This is a genomic window from Streptomyces sp. XY431 (assembly GCF_001279805.1).
GTDB classification, from domain to species: Bacteria; Actinomycetota; Actinomycetes; order Streptomycetales; family Streptomycetaceae; genus Kitasatospora; species Kitasatospora purpeofusca.
Genome location: NZ_LGDO01000162.1, coordinates 35,889 through 52,807, shown reverse-complemented (window position 1 = coordinate 52,807; position 16,919 = coordinate 35,889). Strand labels below are relative to the sequence as shown.

Sequence of the window (16,919 nt, the reverse complement as noted above, 5' to 3'; positions counted from 1 at the left end):
GCACGCGCCCCCGGCCCGAGTCGGTACGGTGGACCCATGGCTGACCCGTCCACCTACCGTCCGGCGCCGGGTGCGATCCCGACCTCGCCCGGTGTCTACAAGTTCCGCGACGCCCACGGGCGGGTCATCTACGTGGGCAAGGCCAAGAGCCTCCGGCCCCGGCTGTCCTCCTACTTCCAGGACCTCGCCGGACTGCACCCGCGCACCGCGACCATGGTCACCACCGCCGCCTCGGTGGAGTGGACCGTCGTCGCCACCGAGGTCGAGGCGCTCCAGCTGGAGTACTCCTGGATCAAGGAGTTCGACCCCCGGTTCAACGTCAAGTACCGGGACGACAAGAGCTATCCGGAACTCGCGGTCACCCTCAACGAGGAGTTCCCGCGGGTCCAGGTGATGCGCGGCGCGCACCGCAAGGGCGTGCGCTACTTCGGCCCCTACGGCCACGCCTGGGCGATCCGCGAGACCGTCGACCTGCTGCTGCGCGTCTTCCCCGTCCGCACCTGCTCCAACGGCGTCTTCAAGCGCGCCGCCCAGGTCGGCCGCCCCTGCCTGCTCGGCTACATCGGCAAGTGCGCCGCGCCCTGCGTGGGCCGGATCACGCCGGAGGACCACCGCGCGCTGGCCGAGGACTTCTGCGACTTCATGGCCGGGCGCACCGGCAACTACCTGCGCCGGCTGGAGGCCGAGATGCAGGAGGCCGCCGCCGACCTGGAGTACGAGAAGGCCGCCCGGCTGCGCGACGACATCGGCGCCCTCAAGCGGGCCATGGAGAAGAACGCCATCGTGCTCGCCGACGCCACCGACGCCGACCTGCTGGCCGTCGCCGAGGACGAACTCGAGGCCGCCGTCCAGATCTTCCACGTCCGCGGCGGCCGGGTCCGGGGCCAGCGCGGCTGGGTCACCGACAAGGTCGAGGACGTCGACACCGCCGGCCTGGTCGAGCACGCCCTCCAGCAGCTCTACGGCGGCGCCGGTGCCGACGACCGCGGCGAGGGCGTCCCGCGCGAGGTGCTCGTCCCCGCGCTGCCCGACCCGGCCGAGCCGGTGCGGGAGTGGCTGGGCGGACTGCGCGGGGCCCAGGTGGACCTGCGCATCCCGCAGCGCGGCGACAAGAAGGACCTCATGGCCACCGTGCAGCGCAACGCCCAGCAGGCGCTGGCGCTGCACAAGACCAAGCGCGCCTCCGACCTCACCACCCGCAGCCGCGCCCTTCAGGAGATCACCGACGCGCTGGAGCTGGACAGCGTCCCGCTGCGGATCGAGTGCTTCGACATCTCCCACCTCCAGGGCGAGGACGTGGTCGCCTCGATGGTGGTCTTCGAGGACGGCCTGGCCCGCAAGAGCGAGTACCGCCGGTTCGAGATCAAGGGCTTCGAGGGCCAGGACGACGTCCGCTCGATGCACGAGGTGATCAGCCGCAGGTTCCGCCGCTACCTCCAGGAGCGCGAGCGCACCGGCGAGTGGGCCGTCCCCGAGGAGGGCCCGGAGGACGCCGCCGAGGCCGCCGCGGACGGCACCGGCACCGCCGTGGACGGCACCGGCACCCGCGCCGAGGACGGCCGCCCCCGGCGCTTCGCCTACCCGCCGCAGCTGCTGGTCGTCGACGGCGGGCAGCCCCAGGTCGCCGCCGCCCAGCGGGCCCTGGACGAACTCGGCATCGACGACGTCGCGCTGTGCGGCCTGGCCAAGCGGCTCGAGGAGGTCTGGCTGCCCGGCGAGGACGACCCGGTCGTGCTCCCGCGCAGCAGCGAGGGCCTCTACCTGCTCCAGCGGGTCCGCGACGAGGCCCACCGCTTCGCCATCGCCTACCAGCGCGGCAAGCGTTCCAAGCGACTCACCGCCGGAGAACTGGACTCCGTCCCCGGCCTCGGCGAGACTCGCCGTCAGGCGCTGCTCAAGCACTTCGGCTCGCTCAAGAAGCTCCGGGCGGCCACCGTCGACGAACTCTGCGCGGTCCCCGGCATCGGCCGGCGGACGGCGGAGACCGTTGCGGCGGCGTTGTCGTCCCGTACACCTGCCGCACCAGCCGTGAACACCGCCACGGGCGAGATCATCGAGGACGGCGCCGACGAGCCGGCGCCCGCGGCGCCCGAGACCGCACCCATCCAGGAGACGCCATGACGGCCGACGCCGCCCGTCAGCCGGCGTGCCCCGCGCCCACTCGTCCGAGTGGCGCCGGGAAGCATGCCCGCGCGACGCGCGTTCTCCACAGCAGAACCACCGAGAGCGGGGAACCGAAGTGACCGTGTCCGATTACGGGGGCACCGCCCGGCCGGAGGCCGGCGGCGAGAACACCCCGGAGCTGGTGATCATCTCCGGCATGTCCGGGGCGGGCCGCTCCACCGCCGCCAAGTGCCTGGAGGACCTGGGCTGGTTCGTGGTGGACAACCTGCCGCCGGCCCTCATCCCGACCATGGTCGACCTCGGGGCCCGCTCCCAGGGCAACGTCGCCCGGATCGGCGCCGTGGTGGACGTCCGCGGCCGGCAGTTCTTCGACGACCTGCTGACCTCGCTGGACGAGCTGGAGAAGCGCGGCGTGCGGCTGCGCGTCGTCTTCCTCGACTCCTCCGACGACGCCCTGGTCCGCCGCTTCGAGAGCGTGCGCCGCCCGCACCCGCTCCAGGGCGACGGCCGGATCGTCGACGGCATCGCCCAGGAGCGCGAGCTGCTGCGCGAGCTCCGCGGCGAGGCGGATCTGGTGATCGACACCTCCAACCTCAACGTCCACCAGCTGCGGGCCAAGCTCGACGCCCAGTTCGCCGACCACGACGAGCCCGAGCTGCGCGCCACCGTGATGTCCTTCGGCTTCAAGTACGGCCTGCCGGTCGACGCCGACCTCGTGGTGGACTGCCGCTTCCTGCCGAACCCGCACTGGGTGCCCGAGCTGCGGGCCAGGACCGGCACCGACGCGGACGTCGCCGACTACGTGTTCCAGCAGCCCGGGGCCAACGAGTTCCTCAACGGCTACGCCGAGCTGCTGCGCATTGTCACCGAGGGCTATCGCCGCGAGGGGAAGCGTTACATGACCCTTGCCGTAGGCTGCACCGGTGGCAAGCACCGCAGCGTCGCGATGTCCGAGCGGCTGACGAAGCGTCTGATCTCGGACGGCGTGGAAACGGTGCTCGTCCACCGTGACATGGGACGGGAGTAGCCGCCGCACCCCCTGCCGGGCCGCCGGCGGAGGTCGGCGGCCCGGCAAGAGGAACGCGAGGTAGGTGTGACGGGATACGTGCCCGGGCGGCAGCTGCAGAACAAGACCGCCGACCGGAGCGGGAGCACGGCCAGGTCCATCGTGACCGGCCGGTCCCGCACCGGGGCGGCCCGCACCGGTACGGCCCGTCCCCACCAGGCGCCCAGGAGCAGTCAGGCCCCGAGGATCACCGCGCTCGGCGGCGGCCAGGGCCTGTCGGCCTCGCTCTCCGCGCTGCGCCGGCTCACCACCGACCTCACCGCGGTGGTGACCGTCGCCGACGACGGCGGCTCCAGCGGCCGGCTCCGCGAGGAGCTCGGGGTGCTGCCCCCCGGCGACCTCCGCAAGGCGCTCGCCGCGCTCTGCGGCGACGACGACTGGGGCCGCACCTGGTCCGAGGTGATCCAGCAGCGCTTCACCGGCACCGGCGAGCTGGGCGGCCACGCGGTCGGCAATCTGCTGATCGTCGCGCTCTGGGAGAAGCTCGGGGACCCGGTGGCGGCCCTGGACTGGGTCGGCCGGCTGCTCAACGTCCAGGGCCGGGTGCTGCCGATGTCGGCGGTGCCGCTGGACATCGAGGCGATAGTCCGGGGGCACGACCCGGCCTTCCCCACCGAGCTGGGCGCCGTCCGCGGCCAGGCCAGCGTGGCGGTCACTCCCGGCACCGTGCAGTCCGTCCGGCTCGTTCCGGACGAGCCGCCCGCCGTGCCGGAGGCGGTCACCGCGGTCCGGGAGGCGGACTGGGTCGTGCTGGGCCCCGGCTCCTGGTTCACCAGCGTGCTGCCGCACCTCCTGGTGCCCGAGCTGGTGAAGGCACTGGTGGAGACCCGCGCCCGCCGCCTGCTCACACTGAACCTCGCCCCGCAGCCCGGCGAGACCGAGGGCTTCACCCCGCAGCGCCATCTGGACGTCATCGCCGACCACGCCCCCGCGCTCGCGGTGGATGCGATCCTGGTGGACGAGCGCGCCGTCACCGGCGGCGCCTTCGGCCAGGCGGACCTGGCCGGCCTGGAGAAGGCCGCCGAGCGGATGGGCGCCGCACTGGTGCTCGGACGGGTCGCCCGTACCGACGGCACGCCGCGACACGACCCGGAGCTCTTGGCCGCCGCGTACGACCGGATTTTCCGGACACATGGAAGGATCGGGCCATGGCGATGACTCCAGCGGTGAAGGACGAAATCAGCCGGCTCCCGGTCACCCGGGCCTGCTGCCGCAAGGCGGAGGTGTCGGCGATCCTGCGTTTCGCGGGCGGGCTGCACATCGTGAGCGGCCGCATCGTGATCGAGGCGGAGCTCGACACCGGAGCCGCCGCCCGGCGCCTGCGCAAGGACCTGCTGGAGATCTTCGGACACTCCTCGGACCTGGTCGTGATGGCCCCCGGCGGCCTGCGGCGCGGCAGCCGCTACGTGGTCCGGGTGGTCAAGGACGGCGAGCTGCTCGCGCGCCAGACCGGGCTGGTGGACGGCCGCGGTCGCCCGATCCGGGGTCTGCCCCCGGCCGTGGTCTCCGGCGCCACCTGCGACGCCGAGGCGGCCTGGCGCGGCGCCTTCCTGGCCCACGGCTCGCTCACCGAGCCCGGCCGCTCGTCCTCGCTGGAGATCACCTGCCCCGGTTCGGAGGCCGCCCTCGCCCTGGTCGGCGCCGCCCGCCGGCTCGGCATCCCCGCCAAGGCCCGCGAGGTGCGCGGCGTGGACCGGGTGGTGATCCGCGACGGCGACGCGATCGGCGCGCTGCTCACCCGGCTCGGCGCGCACGAGTCGGTGCTGGCCTGGGAGGAGCGCCGGATGCGGCGCGAGGTGCGGGCCACCGCCAACCGGCTGGCCAACTTCGACGACGCCAACCTGCGCCGCTCGGCCCGGGCCGCGGTCGCGGCCGGCGCCCGGGTGGCCCGCGCGCTGGAGATCCTCGGCGAGGAGGTCCCCGAGCACCTGGCCGCCGCCGGCCAGCTGCGGATGCAGCACAAGCAGGCCTCGCTGGAGGAGCTGGGCGCGCTCGCCGACCCGCCGCTGACCAAGGACGCGGTGGCCGGCCGGATCCGCCGACTGCTGGCGATGGCCGACAAGCGCGCCTCCGAGCTGGGCCTGCCGAGCACGGAGGCCAACCTCACCGACGAGATGGCGCTCAACTGACTCTTGACGATCGCGTTCGGTGATGATCTCTCCGCCGGTGCCCGCAGTTCGGGCACCGGCGGTGCTGTGTCCGGGGACCGGGACGGAGGGCCCCTGCCGGAGGTCTCGCGGGGTCGGGACCAACTGCCCCGGAGGGCAAGGACGGAAGACCTGAAGGCGCCTGAATCACGCGCCACGCCAGGGGTTGCCAAGCGGGCTGATGTGCTCTAGCCGCATCTGGAGGGGTAGGGTCATAGGCGGTCGGGGACATCCCAAATTCCACCCCGTCGGCATAGCGTCCGGCGTACCTAACGAGGAGATCGGTTCGTGACGATCCGGGTAGGCATCAACGGATTCGGCCGCATCGGCCGCAACTTCTTCCGTGCGGTTAAGTCCCAGGGCGCGGACATCGAGATCGTCGGCGTCAATGACCTGACCGACACCAAGACCCTGGCGCACCTGCTCAAGTACGACTCGATCCTGGGCACCTTCCCGGGCGAGGTGTCCCACACCGCGGACAGCATCACCGTCGACGGCAAGACCTTCAAGGTCATCGCGGAGCGCGACCCGGCGAACCTCCCCTGGGGCGAGCTGGCCGTCGACATCGTCATCGAGTCGACCGGCATCTTCACCAAGGCCGAGGCGGCGAAGAAGCACGTCGCGGCCGGCGCGAAGAAGGTCATCATCTCGGCGCCCGCCACTGACGAGGACATCACCATCGTCATGGGCGTCAACGACGAGAAGTACGACGCCGCCAACCACACCGTCATCTCCAACGCCTCCTGCACCACCAACTGTGTGGCGCCGCTGGCCAAGGTGCTGAACGAGAACTTCGGCATCGTCAAGGGTCTGATGACCACGGTGCACGCGTACACCAACGACCAGGTCACCCTGGACTTCCCGCACAAGGACCTGCGTCGCGCCCGCGCCGCGGCCCTCAACATCATCCCGACCTCGACGGGTGCCGCCAAGGCGACCGCGCTGGTCCTGCCCGAGCTCAAGGGCAAGCTGGACGGCACCTCGCTGCGCGTCCCGGTCCCGACCGGCTCGATCACCGACCTGGTCGTCACCCTGGAGCGCGACGTCACCGTCGCCGAGGTCAACGAGGCCTTCAAGAAGGCCTCGGAGACCACCCTCAAGGGCATCCTGCAGTACACCGAGGACCCGATCGTCTCCTCCGACATCGTGAACTCGCCGTTCTCCACGATCTTCGACTCGCTGATGACCATGGCCCAGGGCAACCAGGTCAAGATCTTCGGCTGGTACGACAACGAGTGGGGCTACTCGAACCGCCTCGTCAACCTGACCACCCTCGTGGGTGACCGGCTCTGACGCTGCGGGAGCTGACGTGAAGTAGGGGGGAGGGCCCGGAAGGCACGTGCGAAGCCGACCGGGCCCTCCGTCTGCGCACCCTCAACTCCCCTTTGACGGCCCGCTGTTGTGCCGTCGCCTGCTCCACCATCTCGCCAGGAGACCGAAGACCGTGAAGACCATCGAAGATCTGGACGTCGCAGGGCGGCGCGTGTTCGTGCGCGCGGACCTGAACGTCCCGCTGTCCGGCGGCACGATCACCGACGACGGCCGGATCCGCGCCGTCGCCCCGACCATCGCCAAGCTCGTCGAGCGCGGTGCGAAGGTCGTCGTCGCCTCCCACCTCGGCCGCCCCAAGGGCGAGCCGGACCCGCAGTTCTCCCTCGCGCCGGTGGCCGTCCGCCTCGGCGAGATCCTCGGCACGCCGGTCGCGTTCGCGACCGACACCGTGGGCGAGAGTGCGAAGGCCACCGTCGCCGCCCTGGCCGACGGCGCGGTCACGCTGCTCGAGAACCTGCGCTTCAACGCCGGCGAGACCAGCAAGGACGACGCCGAGCGCGGCGCCTTCGCCGACCAGCTGGCCGGCCTCGCCGACCTCTACGTCGGCGACGGCTTCGGTGCGGTGCACCGCAAGCACGCCTCGGTGTTCGACCTGCCGGCCCGCCTGCCGCACGCGGTCGGCGACCTGATCGCCACCGAGGTGGGTGTGCTCAAGCGCCTCACCGAGGAGGTCGAGCGCCCGTACGTGGTGGTGCTCGGCGGCTCCAAGGTCTCCGACAAGGTCGGCGTGATCGACAACCTGCTGGGCAAGGCCGACCGCATCCTGATCGGCGGCGGCATGGCGTACACCTTCCTCAAGGCCAAGGGCTACGAGGTCGGCAGCTCGCTGCTGCAGGAGGACCAGATCCCGACGGTGCTGGACTACCTCAAGCGCGGCGAGGAGAACGGCGTCGAGTTCGTGCTGCCGGTGGACGTCGCGATCTCCGGGTCGTTCCCGGACATCAAGACGCAGGCAGAGGTCGAGGACTTCGCGGTGGTCGGCGCCGACGGCATCCCGGCGGGCACGCTGGGTCTGGACATCGGCCCCAGCTCCTGCGCGCTGTTCGCGGAGAAGCTGGCCGACGCGAAGACGGTGTTCTGGAACGGCCCGATGGGCGTGTTCGAGCACCCGGCCTTCGCCGACGGCACCCGGGCCGTCACCCAGGCCCTGATCGACAGCGACGGGTTCACCGTGGTCGGCGGCGGCGACTCCGCCGCGGCCGTCCGCACCCTGGGCTTCGACGAGACGAAGTTCGGGCACATCTCGACCGGCGGTGGCGCGAGCCTCGAGTACCTGGAGGGCAAGACCCTCCCCGGTCTCGCCGCACTGGAAGGCTGAATCACGCATGACTGAGCGTCTCCCGCTGATGGCGGGCAACTGGAAGATGAACCTCAACCACCTCGAGGCCATCCAGCACACCCAGAAGCTGGCCTTCGCGCTGGCCGACAAGGACTTCGCGGCGGTCGAGGTGGCCGTCCTGGTGCCGTTCACCGACCTGCGTTCGGTGCAGACCCTGGTCGACGGCGACAAGTTGAAGATCAAGTTCGGCTCGCAGGACATCTCGCAGTACGACGGCGGTGCCTACACCGGCGAGATCTCCGGCCCGATGCTGTCCAAGCTGAAGTGCACCTACGCGGTGATCGGCCACTCCGAGCGCCGCGAGTACCACAACGAGACCGACGAGCTGGTCAACGCCAAGGTCAAGGCGGCCTACCGGAACGGGATCACCCCGATCCTGTGCATCGGCGAGCCGCTGGAGATCCGCAAGGCCGGCACCCACGTCGAGTACACCCTGGCCCAGCTCGACGGCGGTCTGAAGGACGTCCCGGCCGACCAGGCCGAGTCCGTCGTCGTCGCCTACGAGCCGGTCTGGGCGATCGGCACCGGCGAGGTGGCGACCCCCGAGGACGCCCAGGAGGTCTGCGCCGCCATCCGCGCGCGGATCGCCGAGCTGTACTCGGCCGAGCTCGCGGACAAGGTCCGGGTGCTGTACGGCGGTTCGGTCAAGTCGTCGAGCGCGGCCGGCCTGATGGCCAAGCCGGACATCGACGGCGGCCTGGTCGGCGGTGCCTCGCTGGACGCCGAGGAGTTCGTCAAGATCGTGCGGTACCGTGAGCAGGCAGTAGGCTAACGCCGCCGCAGCAACGTAGGCTTTGGGGCCGGACCACCTGGCGTGGTCCGGCCCCTTCGCCGAAGATACGAGAGAGTTGGTCCCGCCGTGGTTCTCGGGTTCTCGATTGCCCTGATCGTCTTCAGCCTGCTGATGATCCTCCTGGTGCTGCTGCACAAGGGAAAGGGCGGCGGCCTGTCGGACATGTTCGGCGGCGGCGCGATGTCCACCGGCGGTGGCTCCGCGGTCGCCGAGCGCAACCTGGACCGCATCACGATCGTGGTCGGTCTGGGCTGGTTCGCCTCGCTGTTCGTACTCAACATGGTCCTGAAGTACAAGAGCTGACATACCTCTGACGCCCCGTCGCCCCGCGGCCTATCCTGGAAGGGTCCGGGGCGGAGCCGGTGGTGGCGCATCCTTAACTCCTGCTTACACTAGGACGACTTTCGCCACCGACGCGCATCGCGGCGTGTCGGCGCACCAGCACGCAGGGAGTCAGACCGTGGCAAGTGGCAACGCCATCCGTGGCAGCAGGGTCGGAGCCGGCCCGATGGGTGAGGCGGAGCGCGGCGAATCCGCCCCCCGCAACCGGATCTCCTTCTGGTGTGCCAACAAGCACGAGACCCGGCCGAGCTTCGCGGCCGAGGCGGTCATCCCGGACACCTGGGACTGCCCGCGCTGCGGCTTCCCGGCCGGGCAGGACGAGCACAACCCGCCTGCGCCGTCCCGCAACGAGCCGTACAAGACCCACCTGGCCTATGTCCGTGAGCGGCGCACCGACGCCGACGGCGAGGCGATCCTCGCCGAGGCGCTGGCCAAGCTCCGCGGCGAGATCTGAGCAGGCGAACACCGAAGGGCGCCACCCGTGACGGGTGGCGCCCTTCGGTGTTGCCGAGTGTCCCGAGTGTCCCGAGCCTCAGGCCGAGGCCGGGGGGTACAGCTGGGGCGGCAGCCGGTCCGCGGCGGCGCGGTCCAGCAGCCACAGGGTGCGGCCGGTGCCGTGCGCGCCGGAGGCGGGTGCCTGGAGCTCGCCGGGGCCGGACAGGGCCAGTGCGACCGCGTCCGCCTTGTCCTCGCCGGCCGCCAGCAGCCAGACCTCGCGGGCGGCCCGGATCGCGGGCAGGGTGAGCGAGATCCGGGTCGGCGGAGGCTTCGGCGCGCCGCGCACGCCGATCACCGTCAGCTCGGTCTCCCGCACCCCGGGGTGCTCCGGGAACAGCGAGGCGACATGGGTGTCCGGCCCGACGCCGAGCAGCAGCACGTCGAAGGCGGGGACCCGGAGCCGGTCGGCGGGGCCGGCCGCCTTCGCGAGCTCCTCCGCGTAGCGGGCGGCCGCAGCCTCCACGTCCGAGCCGTCGACGCCGTCCGAGGCGGGCATCTCGTGCACCCGCGCCGGGTCGAGCGGGACGGCGTCCAGCAGTTCGGCGCGGGCCTGGACGGCGTTGCGCTCCGGGTCGCCGGAGGGCAGGAACCGCTCGTCGCCCCACCAGAGGTCCAGCCGCGCCCAGTCGATCGCGTCGCGCGCCGGGGAGGCGGCGATCGCGGCCAGCAGGGCGTTGCCGTTGCGTCCGCCGGTGAGCACCACCGAGGCGGCGCCGCGGGCGGCCTGGGCGTCCACGATCCGGGTGATCAGCCGGGCCGCGGCCGCCTGGGCCATCAGCTCCTTGTCCCGGTGGACGACCAGCTGCGGGGTGGCCGCGGTCATGCGCCCGCCTTCTTGGCGGCGCGCTTGGCGGCGCCCTTGCGGGCCCCCTCGGCCGGGGCGGTGGCGGCGGCCGTCTCCTCGGCCACGGCCGCCTCGACCGCTGCGGTGGCGGCCGCGGCGGCGGCCGCCACCTCGGCGCTGTCCGGCTCCTTGAGCCGCTCCACCGGGGTGCGCACGGCCGTCGCGTAGATGTCGTCCGGGTCGAGCCGGCGCAGCTCCTCGGCGATCAGCTCCGAGGTCTCGCGCCGCTTGAGCGCCACCTGGCGGTCCGGCGAGCCGGGCATCGAGAGCGTGCCCAGCAGGCCGTCCGGGCGGTCCAGGGTGATGTCCCCGTCCGTGGTGCGCAGATGCACCGCGGTGATGCCCGGGCCGTTGGTGACGACCCGCTCGACCGGCACGTGCAGCCGGTTGTGCAGCCACAGGCCGAGCAGTTCCACGCTGGGGTTGTACGACTCGCCCTCGACCACCGCGGAGGTGATCGTGGACGGCCGCTGGTCCAGCGCGGCGGCCAGCATCGAGCGCCAGCCGGTGATCCGGGTCCAGGCCAGGTCGGTGTCGCCCGGGGTGTAGCTCTGGGCCCGCTGGGCGAGCTGGCCGACCGGGGACTCGGCGGTGACCGCGTCGGTGATCCGGCGCTGGGCGAGCGCGCCGAGCGGATCCTGCGCCGGGTGCAGCGGCGCGTTCTCCGGCCACCAGACCACGACCGGGGCGTCCGGCAGCAGCAGCGGCAGGACGACCGACTGGGCGTGCGCGGCGAGTTCGCCGTGCATGCGCAGGACGACCGTTTCGCCGGAGCCGGCGTCGGAGCCGACCAGGATCTCGGCGTCCAGGCGGGTCTCGGCGCGGGCCCGGGGCGAGCGCCCGGCGCGCTTGATGACCGCCAGGGTGCGCGAGGGGTGCTCGCGGGAGGCGTCGTTGGCGGCCTTGAGGGCGTCGTACGCGCTGCCCTCGTCGGTCACGATCACCAGGGTGAGCACCATGCCGGCGGCCGTCGAGCCGCTGGCCCGGCGCGCCCCCATGAGCGCTGCGTTGATCTTGCTGGACGTGGTGTCCGTGAGGTCGGTCTTCATGGCCGGCGCCAGCTCCTGCCGTCTCGTGCGAGCATCTCGTCCGCCTCGGCCGGGCCCCAGGTGCCGGCCGCGTACTCGGCGGGCTTGCCGTGGGCGTCCCAGTACTTCTCGATCGGGTCGAGGATCTGCCAGGAGAGCTCGACCTCCTGGTGACGCGGGAAGAGGTTGGCGTCGCCGAGCAGCACATCGAGGATGAGCCGCTCGTACGCCTCCGGGGAGGACTCGGTGAAGGACTCGCCGTAGGCGAAGTCCATCGTGACGTCCCGGACCTCGAAGGAGGTGCCCGGCACCTTGGAGCCGAACCGCACCGTGACGCCCTCGTCCGGCTGCACCCGGATGACCAGGGCGTTCTGGCCCAGCTCCTCGGTCGCGTAGGAGTCGAACGGCAGGTACGGGGCGCGCTGGAAGACCACCGCGATCTCGGTGACCCGGCGGCCCAGCCGCTTGCCGGTGCGCAGGTAGAACGGCACCCCGGCCCAGCGGCGGTTGTTGATCTCCAGCTTGATGGCCGCGTAGGTGTCGGTCTTGGAGTCCGGGTTGATGCCGTCCTCGTCGAGGTAGCCGCCGACCTCCTCGCCGCCCTGCCAGCCGGCCGTGTACTGGGCGCGCACGGTGTGCTCGCCCAGGTCGGCCGGGAGCTTGACGGCGCTGAGCACCTTGAGCTTCTCGGCCACCAGCGCCTTCGGGTGGAAGGACGCCGGCTCCTCGATGGCGGTGAGCGCCATCAGCTGGAGCAGGTGGTTCTGGATGACGTCACGGGCGGAGCCGATGCCGTCGTAGTAGCCGGCCCGGCCGCCGATGCCGATGTCCTCGGCCATCGTGATCTGCACGTGGTCGACGTACGACCGGTTCCAGATCGGCTCGAACATCTGGTTGGCGAACCGGAGCGCCAGGATGTTCTGGACGGTCTCCTTGCCCAGGTAGTGGTCGATCCGGAAGACCTCGTCCCGGGGGAAGACCTCGTGGACGATCCGGTTCAGCTCCTGGGCGGATTCCAGGTCGTGGCCGAAGGGCTTCTCGATGACGGCGCGGCGCCAGGAGCCCTTGGGGGGATCGGCCAGCCCGTGCTTCTTGAGCTGCTGGACGACGGTCGGGAAGTACTTCGGCGGCACGGAGAGGTAGAAGGCGAAGTTGCCGCCGGTGCCCTGCGCCTGGTCCAGCTCCTCGATGGTCTCGCGGAGCTTGTCGAAGGCGTCGTCGTCGTCGAAGGTTCCGTGGACGAAGCGCATGCCCTTGGCGAGCTGCTGCCAGACCTCCTCGCGGAAGGGGGTGCGGGCGTGCTCCTTGACCGCGTCGTGGACCTCCTGGGCGAAGTCCTCGTCCTTCCACTCGCGGCGGGCGAAGCCGACGAGGGAGAAGCCCGGCGGCAGCAGACCGCGGTTGGCCAGGTCGTAGATGGCCGGCATGAGCTTCTTGCGGGAGAGGTCGCCGGTGACCCCGAAGATGACCAGGCCGGACGGCCCCGCGATGCGCGGGAGCCGCCGGTCCGAGGGGTCGCGAAGCGGGTTGACGGGTGCCGACGGGAGGTCGTCCGCGTCCTGCACCGGGGTCAACTCGGGGAAATCAGTGCTCACTTGATGGGCTCCGCTTTCGTGCGCCGTTCGCAGGGGGTCACTTCTCGTCGGCGAAGGAGGCGAGCGAGGCGGTGACGGTGTCGAGCAGCTCGTTCCAGGACTGCTCGAACTTCTCGACGCCCTCGTCCTCCAGCACCTGGACGACGTCGTCGTAGTCGACGCCCGCGGCGGCGATGGCGTCCATCACGGCCTTGGCGTCGGCGTAGTTGGGGACGATGGTGCCGCCGGTGACCACGCCGTGGTCGTCGGTGGCGTCCAGGGTGGCCTCGGGCATCGTGTTGACGGTGCCGGGGGCGACCAGCTCGGTGACGTAGAGGGTGTCCGGCAGCGCCGGGTCCTTGACGCCGGTGGAGGCCCAGAGCGGACGCTGCGGCTTGGCGCCGGCGGCCTCCAGGGCGACCCAGCGGGCGTGGCCGGCGCGCTTGCCGTCGACGCTGCCGAAGATCTCCTCGTACGCCTGGTAGGCGAGGCGGGCGTTGGCCAGCGCGGCCTTGGAGCGGAGGTCCTTGGCGTCGCCGCCGATCTTCTCCAGGCGCTTGTCGATCTCGGTGTCCACGCGGGACACGAAGAAGGAGGCGACCGACTCGATCTGGGAGAGGTCCAGGCCCTTGGCCTTGGCGGACTCCAGGCCGGTCAGGTAGGCGTCCATGACGGCCTTGTAGCGCTCCAGCGAGAAGATCAGCGTGACGTTGACGCTGATGCCCTTGCCGATGACCTCGGCGATCGCGGGCAGACCGGCCCTGGTGGCGGGGATCTTGATGAAGACGTTCGGGCGGTCGACCAGCCACCACAGCTGCTTGGCCTCGGCCACCGTGGCGGCGGTCTCGTGGGCCAGCCGCGGGTCGACCTCGATCGACACCCGGCCGTCGCGGCCGTTGGAGGCGTCGTAGACCGGGCGCAGCACGTCGGCGGCGTCACGGACGTCCGAGGTGGTGATCATGCGGACGGCCTCGTCCGTGGTGACCTTGCGGACGGCGAGGTCCTTCAGCTGGCCGTCGTAGGAGCTGTCGCCGCCGCCGATGGCCTTCTGGAAGATGGTCGGGTTGGTGGTCACGCCCACCACGTGCTTGTGCTGCACCAGCTCGGCGAGGTTGCCGCTGTTCAGCCGCTTGCGGCTGAGGTCGTCCAGCCAGATCGCCACGCCTTCGTCGCTGAGGCGCTTCAGTGCGTCGGTCATGGTGCTTCAGTCCTTACGTCTTTTGCTGCTGTGGGGTGTGTGGGGCGGGCCGGGGCGCCGGTGTGCGGTCGGCGCCCCGGCCCGGGTGCCGCTAGCGGTTGACGGCCTCGAGCGAGCGGAGGGCGTTGTGGGCCTCGGCGACGACGCGCTCGGCGGTGATGCCGAACTCCTCGAACAGCACCTGGTAGTCGGCGGAGGCGCCGAAGTGCTCCAGCGAGACGATCCGGCCGTGGTCGCCGACCAGCTCGCGCCAGCCCTGGGCGATGCCGGCCTCGACCGAGACCCGGGCCTTGACCGACGGCGGCAGCACGCTGTCGCGGTAGGCCTGGTCCTGCTCCTGGAACCACTCGAAGGACGGGACCGAGACGACGCGGGTGGCGACGCCCTCGGCCTCCAGGACCTCGCGGGCCTTGACGGCCAGCTGGACCTCGGAGCCGGTGCCGAGCAGGATCACCTGCGGGGTGCCGCTGGAGGCCTCGGCCAGGATGTAGCCGCCCTTCGCGGTGCCCTCGGCGGAGCCGTACACCGTGCGGTCGAAGGTCGGGACGTTCTGGCGGGTGAGGGCCAGGCCGACCGGGCCGGGGTGGGTGGTCTGGCGCTCGAGGACCGTGCGCCAGGCGACGGCGGTCTCGTTGGCGTCGGCCGGGCGGACCATGGCCAGGCCCGGGATGGCGCGCAGCGAGGCCAGGTGCTCGACCGGCTGGTGGGTCGGGCCGTCCTCGCCGAGGCCGATGGAGTCGTGCGTCCACACGTAGGTGACCGGCAGCTTCATCAGGGCGGCCAGGCGGACGGCGGGGCGCATGTAGTCGGCGAAGACCAGGAAGGTGCCGCCGAAGACGCGGGTCTTCCCGTGCAGCGCGATGCCGTTCATGGCGGAGCCCATGGCGTGCTCGCGGATGCCGAAGTGGATGGTCCGGCCGTAGGGGCTGGCCGACTTCAGCGGGTTGCCCTCGGGGAGGAAGGAGCTGTCCTCGTCGATGGTGGTGAGGTTGGACTCGGCGAGGTCGGCCGAGCCGCCCCACAGCTCCGGGATCACCGCGCCGAGGGCCTTCAGGGTCTCGCCGCTCGCCTTGCGGGTGGCGACGGCCTTGCCGGACTCGAAGACCGGGACGGCCTTCTTCCAGCCCTCGGGCAGCTCGCCGGCCGTGATGCGGTCGAACTCGGCGGCGCGGTGCGGGTTGGCGGCGCGCCAGGCGTCGAAGGACTTCTCCCACTCGCCGCGGACGGCCTTGCCGCGCTTGACGACCAGTCGGGCGTGCTCGATGACCTGGTCGCTGACCTCGAAGGTCTTCTCCGGGTCGAAGCCCAGGACCTTCTTGGTGGCGGCGATCTCGGCGCCGCCGAGCGCGGAGCCGTGGGCCTTGGCGGTGTTCTGGGCGTCCGGGGCCGGCCAGGCGATGATCGTGCGCATAGCGATCATCGACGGGCGGGAGGTCTCGGCCTTGGCGGCGGTCAGGGCCTCGGCGAGCGCCTCGACGTCGATGTCGCCGTTGGACTTCGGCGCGACGCGCTGGACGTGCCAGCCGTACGCCTCGTACCGCTTGAGGACGTCCTCGGAGAAGGCGGTCTCGGTGTCGCCCTCGATCGAGATGTGGTTGTCGTCGTAGAGCGCGACCAGGTTGCCGAGCTTCTGGTGGCCGGCGAGCGAGGAGGCCTCGGCGGAGATGCCCTCCTCCAGGTCGCCGTCGGAGACGATGGCCCAGACGGTGTGGTCGAACGGCGACTCGCCGGCCGCGGCGTCCGGGTCGAACAGGCCGCGCTCGAAGCGGGCCGCCATCGCCATGCCCACGGCGTTGGCGATGCCCTGGCCGAGCGGGCCGGTGGTGGTCTCGACGCCGGCGGTGTGGCCGTGCTCGGGGTGACCGGGGGTGCGGCTGCCGGCGACCCGGAAGGCCTTGAGGTCGTCGAGCTCCAGGCCGTAACCGGAGAAGTAGAGCTGGGTGTAGAGCGTCAGACTGGTGTGCCCGGGGGAGAGGACGAACCGGTCACGGCCGGCCCAGGCCGGGTCGGTCGGGTCGTGGCGCAGGAAGCGCTGGAAGATCAGGTAGGCGGCGGGGGCCAGCGACATGGCCGTCCCCGGGTGTCCGTTGCCGACCTTCTGAACCGCGTCCATCGCCAGGACCCGGGCCGTGTCGACGGTCCGGTCGTCGAGGTCCGACCACTCGAATGCATTCGGCGTCGTGCTCACCCTGTCTCAGGGCTCCTTCCATTGTGAAGAGTGACCCCGTGAGGGACCGGGTCGGCCACGTCGCTGGGGCCGGACGCTGGGTGGTGCCGGTCACGGAGGGTAGATCCCGCTTCTGTGGGCGAGCCTACCGTCCGGCCCGGGGCTCACCCTCCGTGGTGGGGGAACCCTGGCATGTTGGCAGTCATTCCCCGGACATTTCGTGGACGACCCTGCGACCGGGGGCCCGGTCCCTTTGTCCACCCTCGCCCGGATCCGTCCGGTTCGCCTCTCCGGGGCGCGGGACGGGGGACCGGTGGTCCCGGCGGGCCCGGGAGCGGCGTCGAGGACAACGTTCCTGGTCGGGGCGGCAGGGGTTCACCCGGGGGTGTGCGTTCCGCCCCGCCGGGGCACCCCGGGGCCGGTGGGGAGATATGGAGCGTCTAAGGTGGCGTGGTACGCGCAGAGCG

At 71.7% G+C, this 16,919-nt stretch carries 14 protein-coding genes; 9 read left to right on the top strand and 5 right to left on the bottom strand.

Annotated features, from left to right (window positions below; genetic code table 11):
- Positions 1-36: 36 nt before the first annotated feature.
- The 9 genes from uvrC to ADK60_RS18485 all read left to right on the top strand — a co-directional run bounded on the left by uvrC (position 37) and on the right by ADK60_RS18485 (position 9,597).
- A complete protein-coding gene (uvrC, locus tag ADK60_RS18525; protein WP_053647365.1) occupies positions 37-2,121 on the top strand; it encodes an excinuclease ABC subunit UvrC in 2,085 nt (694 codons plus the stop codon).
- A gap of 118 nt (positions 2,122-2,239) precedes the next feature.
- A complete protein-coding gene (gene rapZ / locus ADK60_RS18520) occupies positions 2,240-3,151 on the top strand; it encodes an RNase adapter RapZ (protein ID WP_266274180.1) in 912 nt (303 codons plus the stop codon).
- A gap of 225 nt (positions 3,152-3,376) precedes the next feature.
- Complete coding sequence (locus ADK60_RS18515; RefSeq protein ID WP_045940163.1) at positions 3,377-4,348, top strand: gluconeogenesis factor YvcK family protein; 972 nt, start codon at positions 3,377-3,379, stop codon at positions 4,346-4,348.
- Positions 4,339-5,319 (top strand): DNA-binding protein WhiA, encoded by a 981-nt coding sequence (whiA, locus tag ADK60_RS18510; protein WP_045940151.1) that lies wholly within the window; start codon positions 4,339-4,341, stop codon positions 5,317-5,319. Before ADK60_RS18515 ends, whiA begins: the two co-directional genes overlap by 10 nt.
- Positions 5,320-5,625: 306 nt before the next feature.
- Positions 5,626-6,630, top strand: coding sequence for a type I glyceraldehyde-3-phosphate dehydrogenase (gene gap / locus ADK60_RS18505; protein WP_045940150.1), 1,005 nt, complete (start codon positions 5,626-5,628; stop codon positions 6,628-6,630).
- Positions 6,631-6,781: 151 nt separating this feature from the next.
- Positions 6,782-7,987: a phosphoglycerate kinase gene (locus ADK60_RS18500; RefSeq protein WP_045940149.1), complete on the top strand. Its 1,206-nt coding sequence runs from the start codon at positions 6,782-6,784 to the stop codon at positions 7,985-7,987.
- A gap of 7 nt (positions 7,988-7,994) precedes the next feature.
- Positions 7,995-8,780 (top strand): triose-phosphate isomerase, encoded by a 786-nt coding sequence (gene tpiA, locus ADK60_RS18495; RefSeq protein ID WP_053647363.1) that lies wholly within the window; start codon positions 7,995-7,997, stop codon positions 8,778-8,780.
- Between the two features lie 87 nt (positions 8,781-8,867).
- Complete coding sequence (secG, locus tag ADK60_RS18490) at positions 8,868-9,104, top strand: preprotein translocase subunit SecG (RefSeq protein WP_053647360.1); 237 nt, start codon at positions 8,868-8,870, stop codon at positions 9,102-9,104.
- A 205-nt stretch (positions 9,105-9,309) separates the two neighbouring features.
- Entirely contained in the window at positions 9,310-9,597 is a 288-nt protein-coding gene (locus tag ADK60_RS18485) for an RNA polymerase-binding protein RbpA (RefSeq protein ID WP_030308030.1), read from the top strand.
- A 78-nt stretch (positions 9,598-9,675) separates the two neighbouring features.
- Here the strand turns inward: ADK60_RS18485 and pgl are convergent, their stop codons facing one another.
- The 5 genes from pgl to tkt form a co-directional block, all read right to left on the bottom strand.
- Positions 9,676-10,464 (bottom strand): 6-phosphogluconolactonase, encoded by a 789-nt coding sequence (gene pgl, locus ADK60_RS18480; protein ID WP_053647358.1) that lies wholly within the window; start codon positions 10,462-10,464, stop codon positions 9,676-9,678.
- Positions 10,461-11,534, bottom strand: a complete 1,074-nt coding sequence (gene opcA / locus ADK60_RS18475) for a glucose-6-phosphate dehydrogenase assembly protein OpcA (protein WP_053647356.1) — start codon at positions 11,532-11,534, stop codon at positions 10,461-10,463. Before opcA ends, pgl begins: the two co-directional genes overlap by 4 nt.
- Positions 11,531-13,078, bottom strand: a complete 1,548-nt coding sequence (gene zwf / locus ADK60_RS18470; protein ID WP_045940162.1) for a glucose-6-phosphate dehydrogenase — start codon at positions 13,076-13,078, stop codon at positions 11,531-11,533. The genes opcA and zwf overlap by 4 nt, the downstream gene beginning before the upstream one ends.
- Positions 13,079-13,145: 67 nt before the next feature.
- The gene (gene tal, locus ADK60_RS18465; RefSeq protein ID WP_045940146.1) at positions 13,146-14,285 is read right to left on the bottom strand and encodes a transaldolase; all 1,140 of its coding nucleotides are present in this window, start codon (positions 14,283-14,285) and stop codon (positions 13,146-13,148) included.
- A gap of 91 nt (positions 14,286-14,376) precedes the next feature.
- Complete coding sequence (gene tkt, locus ADK60_RS18460; RefSeq protein ID WP_053647354.1) at positions 14,377-16,473, bottom strand: transketolase; 2,097 nt, start codon at positions 16,471-16,473, stop codon at positions 14,377-14,379.
- Positions 16,474-16,919: the final 446 nt, after the last annotated feature.

Bases quoted from the DNA above. Each gene is read 5' to 3' on its own strand.
- uvrC (WP_053647365.1), top strand. From the start codon at position 37: ATGGCTGACCCGTCCACCTACCGTCCGGCGCCGGGTGCGATCCCGACC.
- whiA (WP_045940151.1), top strand. From the start codon at position 4,339: ATGGCGATGACTCCAGCGGTGAAGGACGAAATCAGCCGGCTCCCGGTC.
- tpiA (WP_053647363.1), top strand. From the start codon at position 7,995: ATGACTGAGCGTCTCCCGCTGATGGCGGGCAACTGGAAGATGAACCTC.
- ADK60_RS18485 (WP_030308030.1), top strand. From the start codon at position 9,310: ATGGGTGAGGCGGAGCGCGGCGAATCCGCCCCCCGCAACCGGATCTCC.
- pgl (WP_053647358.1), bottom strand. From the start codon at position 10,464: ATGACCGCGGCCACCCCGCAGCTGGTCGTCCACCGGGACAAGGAGCTG.
- opcA (WP_053647356.1), bottom strand. From the start codon at position 11,534: ATGAAGACCGACCTCACGGACACCACGTCCAGCAAGATCAACGCAGCG.
- tal (WP_045940146.1), bottom strand. From the start codon at position 14,285: ATGACCGACGCACTGAAGCGCCTCAGCGACGAAGGCGTGGCGATCTGG.